General features: G+C 62.7%; 16 protein-coding genes. 9 read left to right on the forward strand and 7 right to left on the reverse strand.

Translation table 11 applies throughout. The features are described from left to right. Nucleotides 1-102 precede the first annotated feature (102 nt). From pqqE to N181_RS02710, 6 genes are all read right to left on the reverse strand, one after another. Complete coding sequence (gene pqqE / locus N181_RS02685) at nucleotides 103-1227, reverse strand: pyrroloquinoline quinone biosynthesis protein PqqE (RefSeq protein WP_037430203.1); 1125 nt, start codon at nucleotides 1225-1227, stop codon at nucleotides 103-105. After that, nucleotides 1224-1520: a pyrroloquinoline quinone biosynthesis peptide chaperone PqqD gene (gene pqqD, locus N181_RS02690; protein WP_037430202.1), complete on the reverse strand. Its 297-nt coding sequence runs from the start codon at nucleotides 1518-1520 to the stop codon at nucleotides 1224-1226. Before pqqD ends, pqqE begins: the two co-directional genes overlap by 4 nt. After that, nucleotides 1517-2281, reverse strand: a complete 765-nt coding sequence (gene pqqC, locus N181_RS02695; protein WP_060563229.1) for a pyrroloquinoline-quinone synthase PqqC — start codon at nucleotides 2279-2281, stop codon at nucleotides 1517-1519. Before pqqC ends, pqqD begins: the two co-directional genes overlap by 4 nt. A gap of 5 nt (nucleotides 2282-2286) precedes the next feature. Further along, a complete protein-coding gene (gene pqqB, locus N181_RS02700) occupies nucleotides 2287-3198 on the reverse strand; it encodes a pyrroloquinoline quinone biosynthesis protein PqqB (RefSeq protein ID WP_037430199.1) in 912 nt (303 codons plus the stop codon). Nucleotides 3199-3244: 46 nt separating this feature from the next. Continuing rightward, nucleotides 3245-3340 (reverse strand): pyrroloquinoline quinone precursor peptide PqqA, encoded by a 96-nt coding sequence (pqqA, locus tag N181_RS02705; protein ID WP_014331991.1) that lies wholly within the window; start codon nucleotides 3338-3340, stop codon nucleotides 3245-3247. A 519-nt stretch (nucleotides 3341-3859) separates the two neighbouring features. Then, nucleotides 3860-4801 carry a LysR family transcriptional regulator gene (locus tag N181_RS02710; RefSeq protein ID WP_037430197.1) on the reverse strand — a complete coding sequence of 314 codons (942 nt, stop codon included), beginning with the start codon at nucleotides 4799-4801 and terminating at the stop codon, nucleotides 3860-3862. 106 nt (nucleotides 4802-4907) lie between these two features. On the opposite strand from N181_RS02710, the gene N181_RS02715 reads away from it, so the two are divergent. The 9 genes from N181_RS02715 (at nucleotide 4908) to N181_RS02755 (ending at nucleotide 14224) form a co-directional block, all read left to right on the forward strand. After that, nucleotides 4908-5957: a class 1 fructose-bisphosphatase gene (locus tag N181_RS02715; RefSeq protein ID WP_037430194.1), complete on the forward strand. Its 1050-nt coding sequence runs from the start codon at nucleotides 4908-4910 to the stop codon at nucleotides 5955-5957. Between the two features lie 10 nt (nucleotides 5958-5967). After that, the gene (locus N181_RS02720) at nucleotides 5968-6837 is read left to right on the forward strand and encodes a phosphoribulokinase (RefSeq protein ID WP_037430192.1); all 870 of its coding nucleotides are present in this window, start codon (nucleotides 5968-5970) and stop codon (nucleotides 6835-6837) included. A gap of 10 nt (nucleotides 6838-6847) precedes the next feature. Then, the gene (tkt, locus tag N181_RS02725; RefSeq protein WP_060563228.1) at nucleotides 6848-8932 is read left to right on the forward strand and encodes a transketolase; all 2085 of its coding nucleotides are present in this window, start codon (nucleotides 6848-6850) and stop codon (nucleotides 8930-8932) included. Nucleotides 8933-8934: 2 nt separating this feature from the next. Continuing rightward, nucleotides 8935-10014 (forward strand): class II fructose-bisphosphate aldolase, encoded by a 1080-nt coding sequence (gene fba, locus N181_RS02730; RefSeq protein ID WP_037430180.1) that lies wholly within the window; start codon nucleotides 8935-8937, stop codon nucleotides 10012-10014. Between the two features lie 32 nt (nucleotides 10015-10046). After that, nucleotides 10047-11507, forward strand: coding sequence for a form I ribulose bisphosphate carboxylase large subunit (locus tag N181_RS02735; protein WP_037430179.1), 1461 nt, complete (start codon nucleotides 10047-10049; stop codon nucleotides 11505-11507). A gap of 21 nt (nucleotides 11508-11528) precedes the next feature. Then, the gene (locus tag N181_RS02740; protein ID WP_037430178.1) at nucleotides 11529-11918 is read left to right on the forward strand and encodes a ribulose bisphosphate carboxylase small subunit; all 390 of its coding nucleotides are present in this window, start codon (nucleotides 11529-11531) and stop codon (nucleotides 11916-11918) included. 13 nt (nucleotides 11919-11931) lie between these two features. Next, entirely contained in the window at nucleotides 11932-12867 is a 936-nt protein-coding gene (cbbX, locus tag N181_RS02745) for a CbbX protein (RefSeq protein WP_037430177.1), read from the forward strand. After that, nucleotides 12864-13556, forward strand: coding sequence for a ribulose-phosphate 3-epimerase (gene rpe, locus N181_RS02750; RefSeq protein ID WP_037430175.1), 693 nt, complete (start codon nucleotides 12864-12866; stop codon nucleotides 13554-13556). Before cbbX ends, rpe begins: the two co-directional genes overlap by 4 nt. A 116-nt stretch (nucleotides 13557-13672) precedes the next feature. Then, the gene (locus N181_RS02755; RefSeq protein WP_037430173.1) at nucleotides 13673-14224 is read left to right on the forward strand and encodes a thioredoxin family protein; all 552 of its coding nucleotides are present in this window, start codon (nucleotides 13673-13675) and stop codon (nucleotides 14222-14224) included. 151 nt (nucleotides 14225-14375) lie between these two features. Here N181_RS02755 and gfa read toward each other — a convergent pair whose 3' ends face one another. Beyond that, a complete protein-coding gene (gene gfa / locus N181_RS02760) occupies nucleotides 14376-14945 on the reverse strand; it encodes an S-(hydroxymethyl)glutathione synthase (protein WP_014332002.1) in 570 nt (189 codons plus the stop codon). Nucleotides 14946-15051 lie beyond the last annotated feature (106 nt).

Consider the following 15051-nt stretch of genomic DNA (forward strand, 5'->3'; position numbering starts at 1 on the left):
GCATCGTCCCTCCAAGCAGGCGACGGGAGCATTCATTGACGACAGCTCCAGCACCTCTTGCAGCCCGACAAATTATGCGGCCCATTTCGACTCGAACCAGCTTCACCGACCGCGGTAGATCAGGGTATCCGATGAAAGCGTCGAAAGCCGATCTGTTTCCCGGGTCAGGCGGTCGCGCAGCGGCGACCGGACGCAAACCGGATCCGTGGCTCTCGCATCGCCGGCCAGCGTCATCGCCTGGCAACGGCAGCCGCCAAAATCAACTTTCTTGCGCTCGCAACTGCGGCAGAGGTCCGGCATCCAGGCGTCGCCGCGATAGGCATTGAAGGCGTCGCTCTCGTACCAGATCTCCGCGAGCGAGCTGGCGCGGACGGTCGCGAAGGACAGGCCTGGAATGGTTTCCGCCGCATGGCACGGCAGCACCCGGCCGGATGGCGTGACGTTCAGGCCGACCCGGCCCCAGCCGCCCATGCAGGCCTTCGGGTAGGTGGAATAATAGTCGGCCGGCACATAGTCGATGACCAGTATCCCCTCGTATGTCTGGCGCGCCGCGGCGACGGTCCTGGTCGCCAGCTCGACCTGATCGCGCGTCGGCAAAAGCGCCGCCTTGTTGCGCTCGGCCCAACCGTGAAACTGCACGGTGGCGACCTCGATACGACGCGCCTTCAGCCGGATCGCCAGTTCGATCATCGCCTCGATCTCGCCCATGTTCTGCCGGTGACAGACGGCGTTCAGCGTCAGCGGAATGCCGGCCTCGGCCACCCAGCCCGCGACGGCGATCTTTCGCCCATAACCGCCCCCGTATCCGCCAATCCGGTCGGCGCTTTCGGCAGAAACGCCCTGGATGGACAGCTGAATATGGTCGAGCCCGGCATCGGCCAGCTGGCCAATTCTCGCCTCGGTCAGGCCGACGCCCGACGTGATCAGATTGGTATAAAGCCCGAAGGCCGCCGCTGCCTGCGTCAATTCCGCCAGATCCCGGCGTGCCGCCGGCTCGCCGCCCGACAGGTGCAGATGCAGCACGCCGAGAGCGGCGGCCTGCTCGAAGACGCCAATCCATTCCGCGGTCGAAAGCTCCTCGTCGGCCCGCGTCAAGGCAATTGGATTGGAGCAATACGGACAGGCCAATGGACAACGATGCGTTAACTCCGCCAGCATCGCCATTGGCGGCGGCACGCTGGAGATCCTGGCGTCGACTTGCTTTGCAAGGGCGAGATTATCGCTCATTCGACGATCTCCAGCATGCGGCGAATGGCAAGCTCGTGGGCGAAAGACTGGACATCGCTGGCAATCTGCTCGACGGGGGCCCCGAACTCAGCGGCAAAGTCGCCGGCGATCCGATCGAGGCTGCGCCTGCCATCGAGGGCCTCAACGATGCGGACGGCGATATCGTCGAGCGCCATGGCGCGTTCCGGTGCCAATAGAACTGTCTGGCCGCGGACCGCATCGGCGCGCAGCCGCACGCCGCGCGCCAGCTTGACGACACTGGTACCGGAAATCACCGGCGCCTCGCCGGTCATTCCGCTGCCTCCGTCGCAATCGTCTCGCCGACGACGCCGTCGCGGCCGTCCCAGCCGCCCGGCGGAATGCGGCCGGGCGTCACATAGGCCGAATAAAGCGCATCGAGCTGCGACCACAGGACATCCGTCTTGAACGTCAGCGCCGCGGCGGCGGCATCCTGTTTCTCCCGCGTGTCGGCGTGATCAAGGACATAGTTGAGCCCGAATTCGACATCGCGGGGCGCCTCGGTCAGCCGCTGGCGGAAATAGGCAAGCGCCGCGTCATCGGCGAACGCATAGTGCTCCAGCAGTCCTGCGATGCGCTCGGAATGGATCCTCGGCGCGAACAGCTCGGTCAGCGAGGAGGCCACGGCCTCGAGCAACGGCTTCTCTCGCACGAACGAGACATAGGCGTCGACGGCAAAACGGGTTGCAGGCAGGACGCCCCGTGTCGAGGAGACGTAGCCGGGATCGAGGCCGACCGCCGCAGCGAGACGCAGCCAGCGGCGGATACCGCCTCCCGCATCTACGCCGCCGTCATGGTCTTCGATGCGCGACCGCCATGCCCGACGCAGGTCGGGGTCGTTGCAGCGCGACAGGAAGGCGGCGTCCTTCATCGGGATGCGGCTCTGGTAGTAGTAGCGGTTGATCACCCAGGCCCTGACCTGGGTCATCGTTGAGCGGCCGCCATGCAGCATCCCGTGGAAGGGGTGCCTGTCGTGGTAGCGGTCCTTGCCGATCTCCAGAAGGCGGGCGTGGAATGTTTGCCTGTCGGCTGCCATCGTCGTCAAAGCCGGACCTCCATGCCGTCGAAGCCGATTTCGAAGCCGCGGTCCTCAACGTGTTCGCGCTCGGAGCCGGGCCGCCAGATCGGGTTGGTGTTGTTGATGTGGACGTAGATCTTTCTGCGGATGTTCAACGCAGCGAGTGCATCGAGGCTGCCGCCCTCGCCGGCAATCGGCATGTGGCCCATGCGGCGGCCGGTCTTCAGACCCGTGCCGGTGGCGATCATCTCGTCGTCGCGGAAGAGGGTGCCGTCGAAGAACACGGCGTCGGCATCTTGGAGGCGCGCGGCAAGGATGTCGGTCAGCAGGCCGCAGCCTGGGATATAGTAGACCCGCCTTGTGCCGGCCGTGAGCTCTATGCCGACCGTGGTCTCGCCCTCCACGTTGAGGTCCGGTTCGCCCTCTTCGAGAAACAGCGGCACCTTGCCGGGCACTGCGAAGAGCCGCGCCTGAAGACCGGGCAGCGGACAGAAGGGCGCGTCGATCGCGACGGTCCGCCTTGAAACCAGTTGCGGATCGAGAACGCCGAAGATCGAATTCTCGGCAAGGATCTGGCTGACGGCGCCGGTTGCAAAAACAGTCAGCGGCTGCTTTTCCCGCAGGACGAGCAGTCCGGCCAGGTGATCGATGTCGCCGTTGGTCAGCACGACGCTGTTGATCGGGCTGTGGCGCAGCCGGCGCGGCTGCAGCGGACGATTGTCCTGGATCTGCTGGCGGAGGTCCGGCGAGGCATTGAAGACGGCCCAGGTCTCGCCGTCGAGGCTGACCGCCAGCGACGATTGGCTCTGCGGTCTGAGGCCGGAGGCTGGATCGCGCGCCATCGTGCAGTTGAGACAGCCGCAATTCCATTGGGGAAGACCGCCGCCCGCGGCGGTCCCCAGAATGATGATGCGAAGATCGGACGTTTCCTTCACCGGGATTACCTAATGCGTTGTGAGCCGATCGTCGTGGCGATCCGCCTCAGAACAGGATCGGCTCATCCCCGTCGGCGGGAGCGTAACGGGTGATTTCCATAGCGCAGCTCACGTCGATAAATTTCGGTTTATGCCAGGACATGTTTCCTCCATTCCCTTTTCCAACTGGTATGCTCGCTCCGGTCTTTGCAGGCGCCCTCGCGGCCAGGTCGAGCATGAGACAAGCTTGGCTCTCCAGGAGCACTGCTTGGTGACAGAGCCGGAACCGCTTTCCGCTGCGCCGGCAAGGCCCGGCGGTGGCGCTGTCGCCGGGCTTTTCGCAAATCCACTTCGGGCGGCACGCTCGCTCCCCGATGGCTTGTGTCCAAGGGCGAGAGCCCCAATCGGACACCGGCTCAACGACCCTGCGCAGAACATCGGAGGCCCCGACTGAAGCATCAAGGCCGACCGCTTTTCGAACATCGGCCGACAAGCATGCGGCACCTCCCCTTCATGCCGAATGGTAGCGAGCCGGGTTGGGGCCTGCAATTAAGACCTAGGTGGCAATAGACATCACTTTTCTGCTCGTAGGCAGCCACGGCCGCAGACGCTAATGCCAGTAACCGCCGATCTTCTCAGCTGGAGGCGCGCGCGGTGGCTCCGGACGTTGGCTATAGGCGGCTTAACGGAAGGCGTTGACGGGATAGGGCTTGCTGACCACCGGCAGGTATCGCGCGCCTGACGCGAGCAGGAAGCGCTCGAAAGCCTGCATCGCCGGGGTGGTGGCACGATCCGCGCGCGATACGCTGAACCATTGTCGGCGGATCGGCGTATCGACAACGTCGAGAATGACGAGACGACCGAGCTTCACCTCCTGCTCGATGGTATGGCCTGAGATGAAGGCAATCCCCAGGCCCGCGATGACGGCCTGCTTGATTGTCTCGTTTGAAGCGATCTCCGTGCCGAGCTCCTCCAGCTTGTGCGGCGTGTCGCTCAGAAAGATCTCAAGCGAGATACGGGTCCCCGAGCCCTTTTCCCGCACCAGAAACTGTTCCTGCGCAATCCGCTCCCGCGAAATTTCGAGCACGCCTGCGAGGGCATGACCGGCGGGGGCGATGAAGACCAGCGGATGATCGCCAAACACCTGCGCTCGCACCTCGAAGTCGCGCGGCGGTCGCCCCATCAGCGCGATATCGATCTCGTGATCCCTCAATTTAGCGATGATCTCGGCGCGGTTGCCGATGAAGAGATTGATCTCGATGGCCGGGAGCTCATTGCGAAAGGCGGCAATCAGTTGCGGCGCGAAATATTTTCCGGTCGAGACGACGCCAAGCCGCAATCGCCCGGTCCGCAGCCCTTTAATCGCGCCGATCGAGTCCTCAAGGCTGACCAGGCTGTCCTCAACCGCCCGCGCTGTCTCAAGGAAAGCGAGACCGTATTCCGTTGGAACCATGCCGCCGCGCGTCCTGTCGAAAAGCGAGACAGCCGCATCCCGTTCCAATTGCTGGATCTGCAGGGTGAGCGCCGGCCCCGTTAGGCCCAAAGCTTCGGCGGCAAGGTTGATCTTCCCAAGCCGGCAAATGGCCTCAACGGTGCGAAGTTGGCGGAGGGTCACATTGCGCATACCGCAGTTAACGTAAGTAAATCTAACTTCCAAAGTCAACTGAATAAATTTTACAAACTCTCCTTTTGCGCCATCCTTCGCTGAACACTGTGTGGGAGGAGACATCATGTCAGGCGCAACTCTCCAGGCTTATCTTGCCTCATGCACGGCCCAAGGCGACGAAATTGCGCGCGGAGTGGCGGCGGTGATCCAAAGGCTATCAACGGCGGCCCTCGACGTCCGCAAACTCGTCAGCCAGGGAGCGCTCGGCGCGGCGTTCAGCGGCATCCGCGGCGGCAGCAATGCCGACGGGGACCTGCAGAAGGATCTGGACGTTGTATGCGACGGCCTCTTCCTGTCGTGCCTGCAGGGTGCGCCGGTCGCATGCTACGCCTCGGAAGAACTGGAAAATCCCGTCCTACTCGACCCGAATGCGCGCCTCGCGGTTGCCATCGATCCGCTCGACGGCTCGTCGAACATCGACACCAACGTCTCAATCGGCACGGTCTTCTCCGTGCTGCCCGCCGTCAAGGGACCGGGGTGCGACCCCACACAGTCCTTTCTGCAACCCGGAAACCGGCAGCTGGCAGCCGGCTTCTTCCTCTACGGACCACAAACCGCCCTGGTGTTATCGCTCGGCAAGGGCACGGAGATTTTCATCTTCTCCAGCCGGCTTGGATGCTTCGTACAGGGCTACAAGTCGGTCAACATCCCGGAACGCACCAGCGAGTTCGCCATCAACATGTCGAACTATCGACACTGGGAAGAAGCGATCCGGCTCTATGTCGACGACTGCCTGGCAGGCTCAGAGGGACCGCGCGAGCGGGACTTCAACATGCGATGGATCGCCTCGCTGGTTGCCGATGCTTATCGGATCCTGGTTCGTGGCGGGATCTTCCTGTACCCCGCCGACGGCCGCAAAGGCTACCATCAGGGCCGGCTGCGGCTGGTCTACGAGGCCAACCCGATCGCCTTCATTATCGAGAACGCCGGCGGCGCAGCGACAACTTCCGTCACGCGCATTCTCGATCTCGTTCCGGAAGACCTGCACCAGCGCGTGCCTCTGGCTTTCGGTTCGCGTCGCGAGGTAGCGCGCGTCGCTCGCTATCACGTCGACCCCAACATGATCGGCGAACGCGCACCGCTTTTCGGCAAGCGCGGTCTGTTTCGGGCCTGAGGAGACCGGCATGTCAGCCAAATACCCAATCATCTCCATTACCGGTTCGTCCGGCGCCGGCACAACGACCGTGAAGGACACGTTCGAGAAGATCTTCAAGCGCGAGAGCATTTCGGCATCCTTCATCGAAGGTGATGCCTTTCACCGTTTCGACCGGGAAACCATGCGCCGCAAGATCGCCGAGGAGAAGGTCAGAGGCGTCGACTTCACCCATTTCTCCGCCGAGGCGAACGAACTGGAAATCCTCGAAGGCGTCTTTGCCGAATATGGCAGGCGTGGGGTCGGGCGCACCCGTCACTACGTGCATGACGACGCCGAGGCCGCGAAATACGGCGCGGAACCCGGCACGTTTACGGATTGGGAGGAATTTAGGGACAGCGATCTGCTGTTCTACGAGGGATTGCATGGCTGCGCCGTGACCGACACGGTCAATCTCGCCCAGCATTGCGATCTGAAGATCGGCGTCGTTCCGGTGATCAACCTCGAATGGATCCAGAAAATTCATCGGGACAAGGCGACGCGCGGCTACTCCACCGAAGCCGTGACAGACACCATCCTGCGGCGCATGCCCGATTACGTCCACTACATATGTCCGCAGTTTTCCCTGACGGACATCAATTTTCAGCGCGTGCCGATCGTCGACACGTCCAATCCCTTCATTGCTCGTTGGATACCGACGCCTGCCGAATCCATCCTGGTCATACGCTTTGCCAAACCGCAAAGCATCGATTTTCCGTACCTGCTGTCGATGCTCAACAACAGCTTCATGTCGCGCGCCAATTCCATCGTGGTGCCAGGCGACAAGCTCGATCTCGCCATGCAGCTGATTTTCACGCCGCTCATCCACAAGCTGCTCGAACGCAAACACCGCATGTCGTGAGGAGGAAACCATGAATGTTTCGCAGAAGATCGAAACCCATTCCACGGCATCGGAACGCAAGATGGCCCATGCCATCCGGTTTCTCGCCATGGATGCGGTGCAGAAGGCCAATTCCGGCCACCCCGGCATGCCGATGGGCATGGCCGACGCGGTGACCGTCCTCTTCAATCGCTTCATCAAGATCGATCCTTGCCTGCCCGACTGGCCGGATCGCGATCGTTTCGTGCTTTCGGCTGGCCATGGTTCGATGCTGCTCTATGCCATCCATCACCTGATCGGCTTTGCCGACATGCCGATGGCCGAGCTTTCGGCCTTTCGCCAACTCGGCTCGAAAACTGCCGGCCATCCCGAACACGGCCATGCCCTTGGTATCGAGACCACCACCGGCCCCCTCGGCCAGGGCATAGCCACGGCCGTCGGCATGGCGATTGCGGAACAGATGATGACCGCCCGCTTCGGCAGGTCGCTCTGCAACCACTTCACCTATGTGGTGGCCGGCGACGGTTGCCTGCAGGAGGGCATCAGCCACGAGGCGATCGACCTTGCCGGGCATCTGAAGCTCCGCAAGCTGGTCGTGCTGTGGGACGACAACCGGATATCGATCGACGGTTCGACCGAACTCTCCACCTCGATGGATCAGCTTGCCCGCTTCCGCGCGGCCGGCTGGGATGCGCAACGCGTTGACGGCCATGATCCGGAAGCCGTGGCAAAGGCGATCGAGCGGGCGCGCCGGAGCCCCAAGCCAGCGCTGGTTGCCTGCCGCACCCGGATCGGCAAGGGGGCGGCCAGCATGGAGGGTTCGCACAAGACCCATGGGGCGGCGCTCGGCGACGAGGAAATCGCCGCGACCCGCGCAAAGCTTGCGTGGCCGCATCCGGCCTTCCTCGTGCCGCCCGAGATCAAGTCCGCTTGGGAAGGCATTGCGGCGCGCGGCCGGGTGGCCCGCGAGGCTTGGGAAATCCGGCTCAACGCCTCGCGCTCGAAGAAGCGCTTCGAGCAGACCGTCGGCCGGCAGCTGGGTGACGACGTCTCCCCTCTCCTGGCAAAATTCCGAACCCAGCATCGCAAAATAGCGTCCAAGGTGGCGACGCGCCAAGCCTCGCAGATGACGCTGGAAGTCATCAATGGTGCCACGGATTTGACGGTTGGCGGCTCTGCCGACCTGACCGGGTCGAACCTGACGATGACGTCACAGACCCAGGCCATTGGGCCGGGAAAATTCAAGGGCCGCTACCTGCATTACGGCATCCGCGAGCACGGCATGGCGGCCGCCATGAACGGCATCGCCCTGCATGGCGGTTTCATTCCCTATGGTGGCACCTTTCTGGTGTTTTCTGATTATGCGCGTGGCGCGATGCGTCTATCTGCACTGATGGGCCTACCCGTGATCTATGTCCTGACCCATGATTCCATCGGGCTCGGCGAGGATGGACCGACCCACCAGCCGGTCGAGCATCTGGCCATGCTGCGTGCCACCCCCAACCTCAATGTCTTTCGGCCGGCCGACATCATCGAGACCGCAGAATGCTGGGAAATTGCGCTTGGTGAGAAGAACAGGCCGAGCGTCCTTGCCCTGTCGCGGCAGGCTTTGCCAATGCTGCGCCAGACGGACGGTGACGAGAATTTGTCAGCGCTCGGGGCCTATGTCCTGCAGGAAGCACGCGGGCCTCGCGACATCACGCTTCTCGCAACCGGATCCGAGGTCGAGATCGCCGTTGCCGCAGCGGATCGCTTGAGCGCCGAGGAGGGCGTGGGAGCAGCGGTGGTCTCCATGCCTTGCTGGGAGAGGTTTGAGGTCCAGGATGCATCGTATCAGAGGCATGTCCTCGGAGATGCCCCACGCATTGCGGTCGAGGCCGCCGGCCGTCTCGGCTGGGATCGCTGGATGGGACGGGACGGCGCTTTCGTTGGCATGCTCGGCTTCGGGGCCTCGGGGCCAGCCGGGGACCTCTACCGCCATTTCGGCATCACCGCCGACCATATCGTCACCGAAGCCTTGAAGCTTGTCCGGCAGGAATCTGACACGCCGCTCGTCGGCACCCCGGGTGGGTCGCAGGCGAGCAAAGACAGCATCCGATCAACAAAGGAGGCTTGACCATGGCCCGTATCACGCTCCGCCAATTGCTCGATCATGCCGCCGAACGCACTTATGGCGTGCCGGCATTCAACATCAACAACATGGAACAGGGGCTGGCGATCATGGAAGCGGCGCGCGCTTGCGACGCTCCTGTGATCCTGCAGGTCTCCCGCGGCGCCCGCTCCTATGCCAACGACATCATGCTCGCCAGGATGATGGAAGCGCTTGAAGAGATGTATCCCGACATCCCGCTCTGCATCCACCAGGATCATGGCAACAATGTCGCGACATGCCTCACGGCGATCCAGCACGGCTTCACCTCGGTGATGATGGACGGTTCGCTGAGGGAGGATGCAAAGACTCCTGCCGACTACGCCTATAACGTCGCGATCACTGCGCAAGTGAGCCGCCTCGCCCATATGGTCGGCGCTTCGGTCGAGGGCGAACTCGGCTGCCTCGGCTCGCTCGAAACCGGCCATGGCGAAGCCGAGGACGGCCACGGCTTCGAAGGTGCGCTCGATCGTTCGCAGCTTCTGACCGATCCGGATGAAGCGGCCCGCTTCGTCGCCGAGACCGAGGTCGACGCGTTGGCTGTGGCGATCGGCACCTCGCACGGCGCCTACAAGTTTACACGCAAGCCGACCGGCGACGTGCTCGCCATGGACGTGATCGAGAAGATCCATCACCGCCTGCCAGACACCCATATCGTCATGCACGGGTCCTCTTCGGTGCCGCAGGAGTGGCAGGGCGTCTTCAATGCCCATGGCGGCGAAATGCGCGAGACCTACGGCGTGCCGGTCGAGGAGATCGTGCGGGGCATCCGCTTCGGCGTGCGCAAGGTCAATATCGATACTGATCTGCGTCTTGCGGCAACCGCTGCCTTTCGCCGCGTCGCCGACACGAGCCGCGCCGAATTTGATCCGCGCAAGTTCCTGAAACCGGCCATGGACGCCATGTCGGCGGTCTGCAAGGCCCGTTTCGAGGCCTTCGGCACCGCCGGCAACGCATCCCTCATCAAGGTCGTTCCGATGTCGGAGATGGCTCGGCGCTATGCCGGCGGCTCCCTGAGACCCCAGACGGCGCGGTCGCAAGCCGCCTGAGTCACCTCCATCCAGCAAAAAAGGACTGTGTCATGAATGCCGATGCGAAGACAGAGATCAAGGGCAAGGAACGCTATAAGGCCGGCGTGCTCAAATACGCGCAGATGGGATACTGGAACGGAGACTACGAGCCGAAGGACACCGACCTCATCGCGCTGTTCCGGATTACGCCACAGGAGGGGGTCGACCCGATCGAGGCGGCCGCTGCCGTTGCCGGTGAAAGCTCGACAGCCACCTGGACGGTTGTCTGGACCGATCGCCTGACGGCCTGCGACCAGTACCGCGCCAAGGCTTACCGGGTCGATCCGGTCCCCGGAACGCCTGGGCAGTATTTCTGCTACGTCGCCTACGACCTCATCCTGTTCGAGGAAGGATCGATCGCCAACTTGACGGCATCGATCATCGGCAACGTCTTCTCGTTCAAGCCGCTGAAGGCGGCAAGGCTCGAGGACATGCGCCTCCCCGTCGCCTATGTGAAGACCTATAAGGGCCCGCCGACCGGCATCGTCGTCGAGCGCGAGCGGCTCGACAAGTTCGGCAAGCCGCTGCTTGGCGCCACCACCAAGCCGAAGCTGGGACTTTCCGGCAAGAACTATGGTCGCGTCGTCTACGAGGGCCTGAAGGGCGGCCTCGATTTCATGAAAGACGACGAGAACATCAATTCGCAGCCCTTCATGCATTGGCGCGACCGCTATCTTTACTGCATGGACGCCGTCAACCATGCCTCCGCCGTCACCGGCGAGGTCAAGGGGCACTACCTCAACATCACCGCCGGCACGATGGAGGAGATGTACCGCCGCGCCGAATTCGCCAAGGAACTCGGCTCGGTCATCGTCATGGTGGATCTCATCATCGGCTGGACGGCAATCCAGTCGATCTCTGAATGGTGCCGGCAGAACGACATGATCCTGCACATGCACCGGGCCGGTCACGGCACCTACACACGGCAAAAGAACCACGGCATCTCCTTCCGCGTCATCGCCAAATGGCTGCGGCTCGCCGGTGTTGACCACCTCCATGCGGGCACCGCCGTCGGCAAGCTCGAGGGCGACCCGTTGACTGTCCAGGGCTACTACAATGTCTGCCGCGAAATGAGGAACGAGATCGACCTTCCGCGCGGTCTCTTCTTCGAGCAGGACTGGGCGGATATCAAGAAGGTCATGCCGGTGGCATCGGGCGGCATCCATGCCGGCCAGATGCACCAGCTGCTCGATCTTTTCGGCGACGACGTCGTGCTGCAGTTCGGCGGCGGCACGATCGGCCATCCGATGGGCATCCAGGCAGGAGCCACCGCCAACCGGGTCGCGCTGGAAGCCATGGTGCTGGCCCGCAACGAAGGCCGCGACATCGCCCATGAAGGTCCTGAAATCCTGAGGGCCGCGGCGAAGTGGTGCAAGCCGCTGGAAGCCGCCCTCGATACCTGGGGCAACATCAGCTTCAACTACACCCCGACGGACAGTTCGGATTTCGTCCCGAGCGTAAGCGTTGCCTGACGGACAAGAAGGAGAGACGACATGCGTATCACCCAAGGATGCTTCTCGTTCCTGCCGGACCTGTCGGATGAGCAGATAACCGCACAGGTGGAATATTGCCTCGGCAAGGGATGGGCGATCGGCGTTGAATATACCGACGATCCGCACCCCCGCAACACCTACTGGGAAATGTGGGGCAATCCGATGTTCGATCTCAGGGACGCCAAGGGCGTCATGATGGAATTGGAGGATTGCCGCAAGGCCCACCCGCAGGACTACATCCGCCTCAACGCCTTCGATTCCAGCCGCGGCTTGGAGACCGTGACGATGTCGTTCATCGTCAACCGTCCCGACAACGAGCCGACACTGCGGATGACCCGGACGGAGAGCCGCGGTCGCAGCCAGCATTATGCCTGGGAAACGCAGCGGTAGAAGGAGAGACAAGATGGCGATGGCGGAAGCTTCATCAAGCGCCGAAGGCCTGCCGACATCGGTCGACCTCGTTGAGGAATACAACGCCTCCGGCGTCGCCGAGATCCTCGACGAACTGGACCGGGAACTCGTCGGGCTGAAGCCCGTGAAGCAGCGGATCCGCGAGACGGCGGCCCTGCTGCTCGTCGAGCGGGCTCGCCGTGCAATGGGTCTCAGCCATGAGCCGCCGTCGCTGCACATGAGCTTCACGGGAAATCCGGGCACCGGCAAGACAACGGTCGCCTTGCGCATGGCCAACCTGCTGCACAGACTCGACTATATCCGTAAGGGGCACCTGGTGTCGGTGACGCGCGACGATCTGGTCGGGCAGTATATCGGCCACACCGCGCCCAAGACCAAAGAAATCCTGAAGAAAGCAATGGGCGGCGTGCTGTTCATTGACGAAGCCTATTATCTCTACCGACCGGACAACGAGCGCGACTACGGCCAGGAAGCGATCGAGATCCTGCTGCAAGTGATGGAGAACAACCGCGACGACCTGGTGGTCATTCTCGCCGGCTACGCCGATCGCATGGACCGTTTTTTCGAGAGCAATCCGGGCTTCCGCTCGCGCATTGCCCACCATATCGATTTCCCCGACTACGACGACAAGGAACTCCTGTCGATCGCCGAGACCATGCTGGGTCGTCAGGGCTACCAGTTCGACACCAAGGCGGCGGCCATGATGAGCGACTACATCGCCCGTCGTCGGCGCCAGCCGCACTTCGCCAATGCGCGTTCGATCCGCAACGCGCTCGACCGGGCCCGGCTGCGGCAAGCCAACCGCCTGTTCGAGGAAAGCGCCGGGCCGGTCGACGCCCAGCAACTGTCGACCATCACGGCTGGGGACATTTCCGCCAGCCGCGTGTTCAGCACGGTCGAGCCCAACCATCCGGAGATCTCGTCATGAGCCCGAAGACCATCATAGCCCCCTCGGTCCTGTCGGCTGATTTCTCGCGGCTCGGCGAAGAGGTCGAGGCCGTCTGCGAGGCGGGCGCCGATTGGATCCACCTCGACGTGATGGATGGCCACTTCGTCCCCAACATCACCTTCGGGCCACCGGTCATCAAGGCGATCCGGGACCGGACAGACAAGATCTTCGACTGTCACTTGATGATCGAACCGGCCGAGCGATATCTCGGGGCCTTCGCCGTTGTCGGCTGCAACATCATCACCGTGCATGCCGAAGCGACCACCCACCTCGACCGGTCGTTGCAGGCGATCCGCGACCTCGGCTGCAAGGCCGGCGTCTCGCTCAATCCCTCGACGCCGGAAACCGTCATCGAATATGTGCTCGACCGGCTCGACCTGATCCTGCTGATGTCGGTCAATCCCGGCTTCGGCGGCCAGGACTTCATCCCGTCCGTCATCGATAAGGTAGCGAGGGTCCGGGCGATGATCGGCGCGAGGCCGATCCTCATCGAAATCGACGGCGGGTTGACACCCGAGACCGCGCCGCTCGTCGCCCGAGCCGGCGCCGCCGTGCTTGTTGCCGGCTCGGCCGTCTTCAAAGGCGGGCGGGAGGCTTATGCCGGCAATATCAGCGCGCTGCGCACCGCCGCCGATGAACCGAGATTGGCAGCGCTCGGATCACGCTGAAGTTAGGCATCGAACCAAAAAATCGTGATTGATCCTAATTACATTTGAGCGGGAAGCGGGCGAAAAACGGCGTACACTTTCCTCATCGCGTTGTTGAAAGGCGAGGTGACGGCGGCATGGCAGCAATCCCACCCCTCTGTGATTTCGGCTGGAAGGCCGTCGACGCCCGCCTGCCGGCAACCGACGGTCGAACCTATTCGATCCTGGACCTTTCCGGCCCGAACGGGCTCGTCGTTGTCTTCATCTGCAATCACTGCCCTTACGTGAAAGCGGTCATCGACCGCATCGCCCGGGACGCGATCGCCCTCAAGGAACACGGCATCGGTTTCGTCGCGATCAACGCCAATGACGCCGAGGCCTATCCGGAGGACTCCTTCGATAACATGAAGCTTTTCGCGTCGCGGCACGCCCTGCCCTTTCCCTATCTCTACGACGAGGACCAGTCCGTCGCCAAAACCTATGGCGCGGTCTGCACACCCGACTTCTTCGGCTTCAACAGGGACATGGAACTGCAATATCGCGGCCGATTGGACGCGTCGCGCAAGGAAATCGACCCAGCCGATTTGAGGCGGGATCTCTTCGAGGCCATGGCCATGGTTTTGCGGACCGGCAAAGGACCGGCGGACCAGCAGCCCTCGATGGGCTGCTCCATCAAATGGAAAGCGTAGCTACTCGGCCTGTAGCATGCCTGTGGCTCAGCAGGCGCAGTCATTTTCTTCGGACCGGCTGAAGATATGCTTCAGACCCCGCCCGCTGGGGAGATCCCCCGTGAGGGAGAACAACGGGCGGAGTCCGAGGGAGGAGGCGTTGGCCTCGAAGTCAGGCCGGCAGGGCGCCGGACTGTTTGGCGACATGCGTCGCGATCGCATCCATCAGGGTCGGAGACAGGCAGTCGTAGGGCTGCAGACCGAGTTCCGTCAGGCGTGCACGAATTTCCGGCATCCTGTCGGGGTTGACGCCGCTTTCGATGATGGAAGAAACGAAGGCCGCGAATTCGGGCGGCGACCAGCCGGTCTCGTCACTGAGTTCGGTGTGAACGAAATCGAGGCCATAGAAGGGATGCTTGGTGTTCTCGATCCGGCCGTACATGTGCGTGCCGCAATCCTTGCAGGCGTAGCGCTGGATCGTCGCGCTCGGATCGACGATCTGCAGTTTCTCCGAGCCTGAGGCGACATTCACCTTGTCGCGGCTGACGACGGCGATCTGAGCAAAGGTGGCACCCTCGGGCTTCCAGCATTTGGTGCAGCCGCAGGCATGATTGTGCGCCGTCTGCGCACCGATCTCGACGGCTACCGGATTGGTTGCGCATTGGCATTTCAGCCTGCCCCCCTGGAAGCCCGGACTGGCCGGCGGAAAGCCGTTGTCGATGGACGGATGTAGCTTTAGCATTGGTTCCTCCTCTCTCTTGAACGTCTTCGCGTCTTCCGTGAGAAAACAGGATCAAGGCAAATGCCGCCGGCGGCAACATAGCGGAAAGTGTCGGTTTTCGGCGTCG

It is taken from the genome of Sinorhizobium fredii USDA 205, from assembly GCF_001461695.1.
GTDB lineage: Bacteria > Pseudomonadota > Alphaproteobacteria > Rhizobiales > Rhizobiaceae > Sinorhizobium > Sinorhizobium fredii.

What these genes read in the sequence shown, in the direction of transcription:
- pqqE (WP_037430203.1), bottom strand. Translation starts at nt 1,227, where the DNA reads ATGAGCGATAATCTCGCCCTTGCAAAGCAAGTCGACGCCAGGATCTCC.
- pqqD (WP_037430202.1), bottom strand. Translation starts at nt 1,520, where the DNA reads ATGACCGGCGAGGCGCCGGTGATTTCCGGTACCAGTGTCGTCAAGCTG.
- pqqC (WP_060563229.1), bottom strand. Translation starts at nt 2,281, where the DNA reads ATGGCAGCCGACAGGCAAACATTCCACGCCCGCCTTCTGGAGATCGGC.
- pqqA (WP_014331991.1), bottom strand. Translation starts at nt 3,340, where the DNA reads ATGTCCTGGCATAAACCGAAATTTATCGACGTGAGCTGCGCTATGGAA.
- N181_RS02710 (WP_037430197.1), bottom strand. Translation starts at nt 4,801, where the DNA reads ATGCGCAATGTGACCCTCCGCCAACTTCGCACCGTTGAGGCCATTTGC.
- N181_RS02715 (WP_037430194.1), top strand. Translation starts at nt 4,908, where the DNA reads ATGTCAGGCGCAACTCTCCAGGCTTATCTTGCCTCATGCACGGCCCAA.
- N181_RS02720 (WP_037430192.1), top strand. Translation starts at nt 5,968, where the DNA reads ATGTCAGCCAAATACCCAATCATCTCCATTACCGGTTCGTCCGGCGCC.
- tkt (WP_060563228.1), top strand. Translation starts at nt 6,848, where the DNA reads ATGAATGTTTCGCAGAAGATCGAAACCCATTCCACGGCATCGGAACGC.
- fba (WP_037430180.1), top strand. Translation starts at nt 8,935, where the DNA reads ATGGCCCGTATCACGCTCCGCCAATTGCTCGATCATGCCGCCGAACGC.
- N181_RS02735 (WP_037430179.1), top strand. Translation starts at nt 10,047, where the DNA reads ATGAATGCCGATGCGAAGACAGAGATCAAGGGCAAGGAACGCTATAAG.
- N181_RS02740 (WP_037430178.1), top strand. Translation starts at nt 11,529, where the DNA reads ATGCGTATCACCCAAGGATGCTTCTCGTTCCTGCCGGACCTGTCGGAT.
- cbbX (WP_037430177.1), top strand. Translation starts at nt 11,932, where the DNA reads ATGGCGATGGCGGAAGCTTCATCAAGCGCCGAAGGCCTGCCGACATCG.
- rpe (WP_037430175.1), top strand. Translation starts at nt 12,864, where the DNA reads ATGAGCCCGAAGACCATCATAGCCCCCTCGGTCCTGTCGGCTGATTTC.
- N181_RS02755 (WP_037430173.1), top strand. Translation starts at nt 13,673, where the DNA reads ATGGCAGCAATCCCACCCCTCTGTGATTTCGGCTGGAAGGCCGTCGAC.
- gfa (WP_014332002.1), bottom strand. Translation starts at nt 14,945, where the DNA reads ATGCTAAAGCTACATCCGTCCATCGACAACGGCTTTCCGCCGGCCAGT.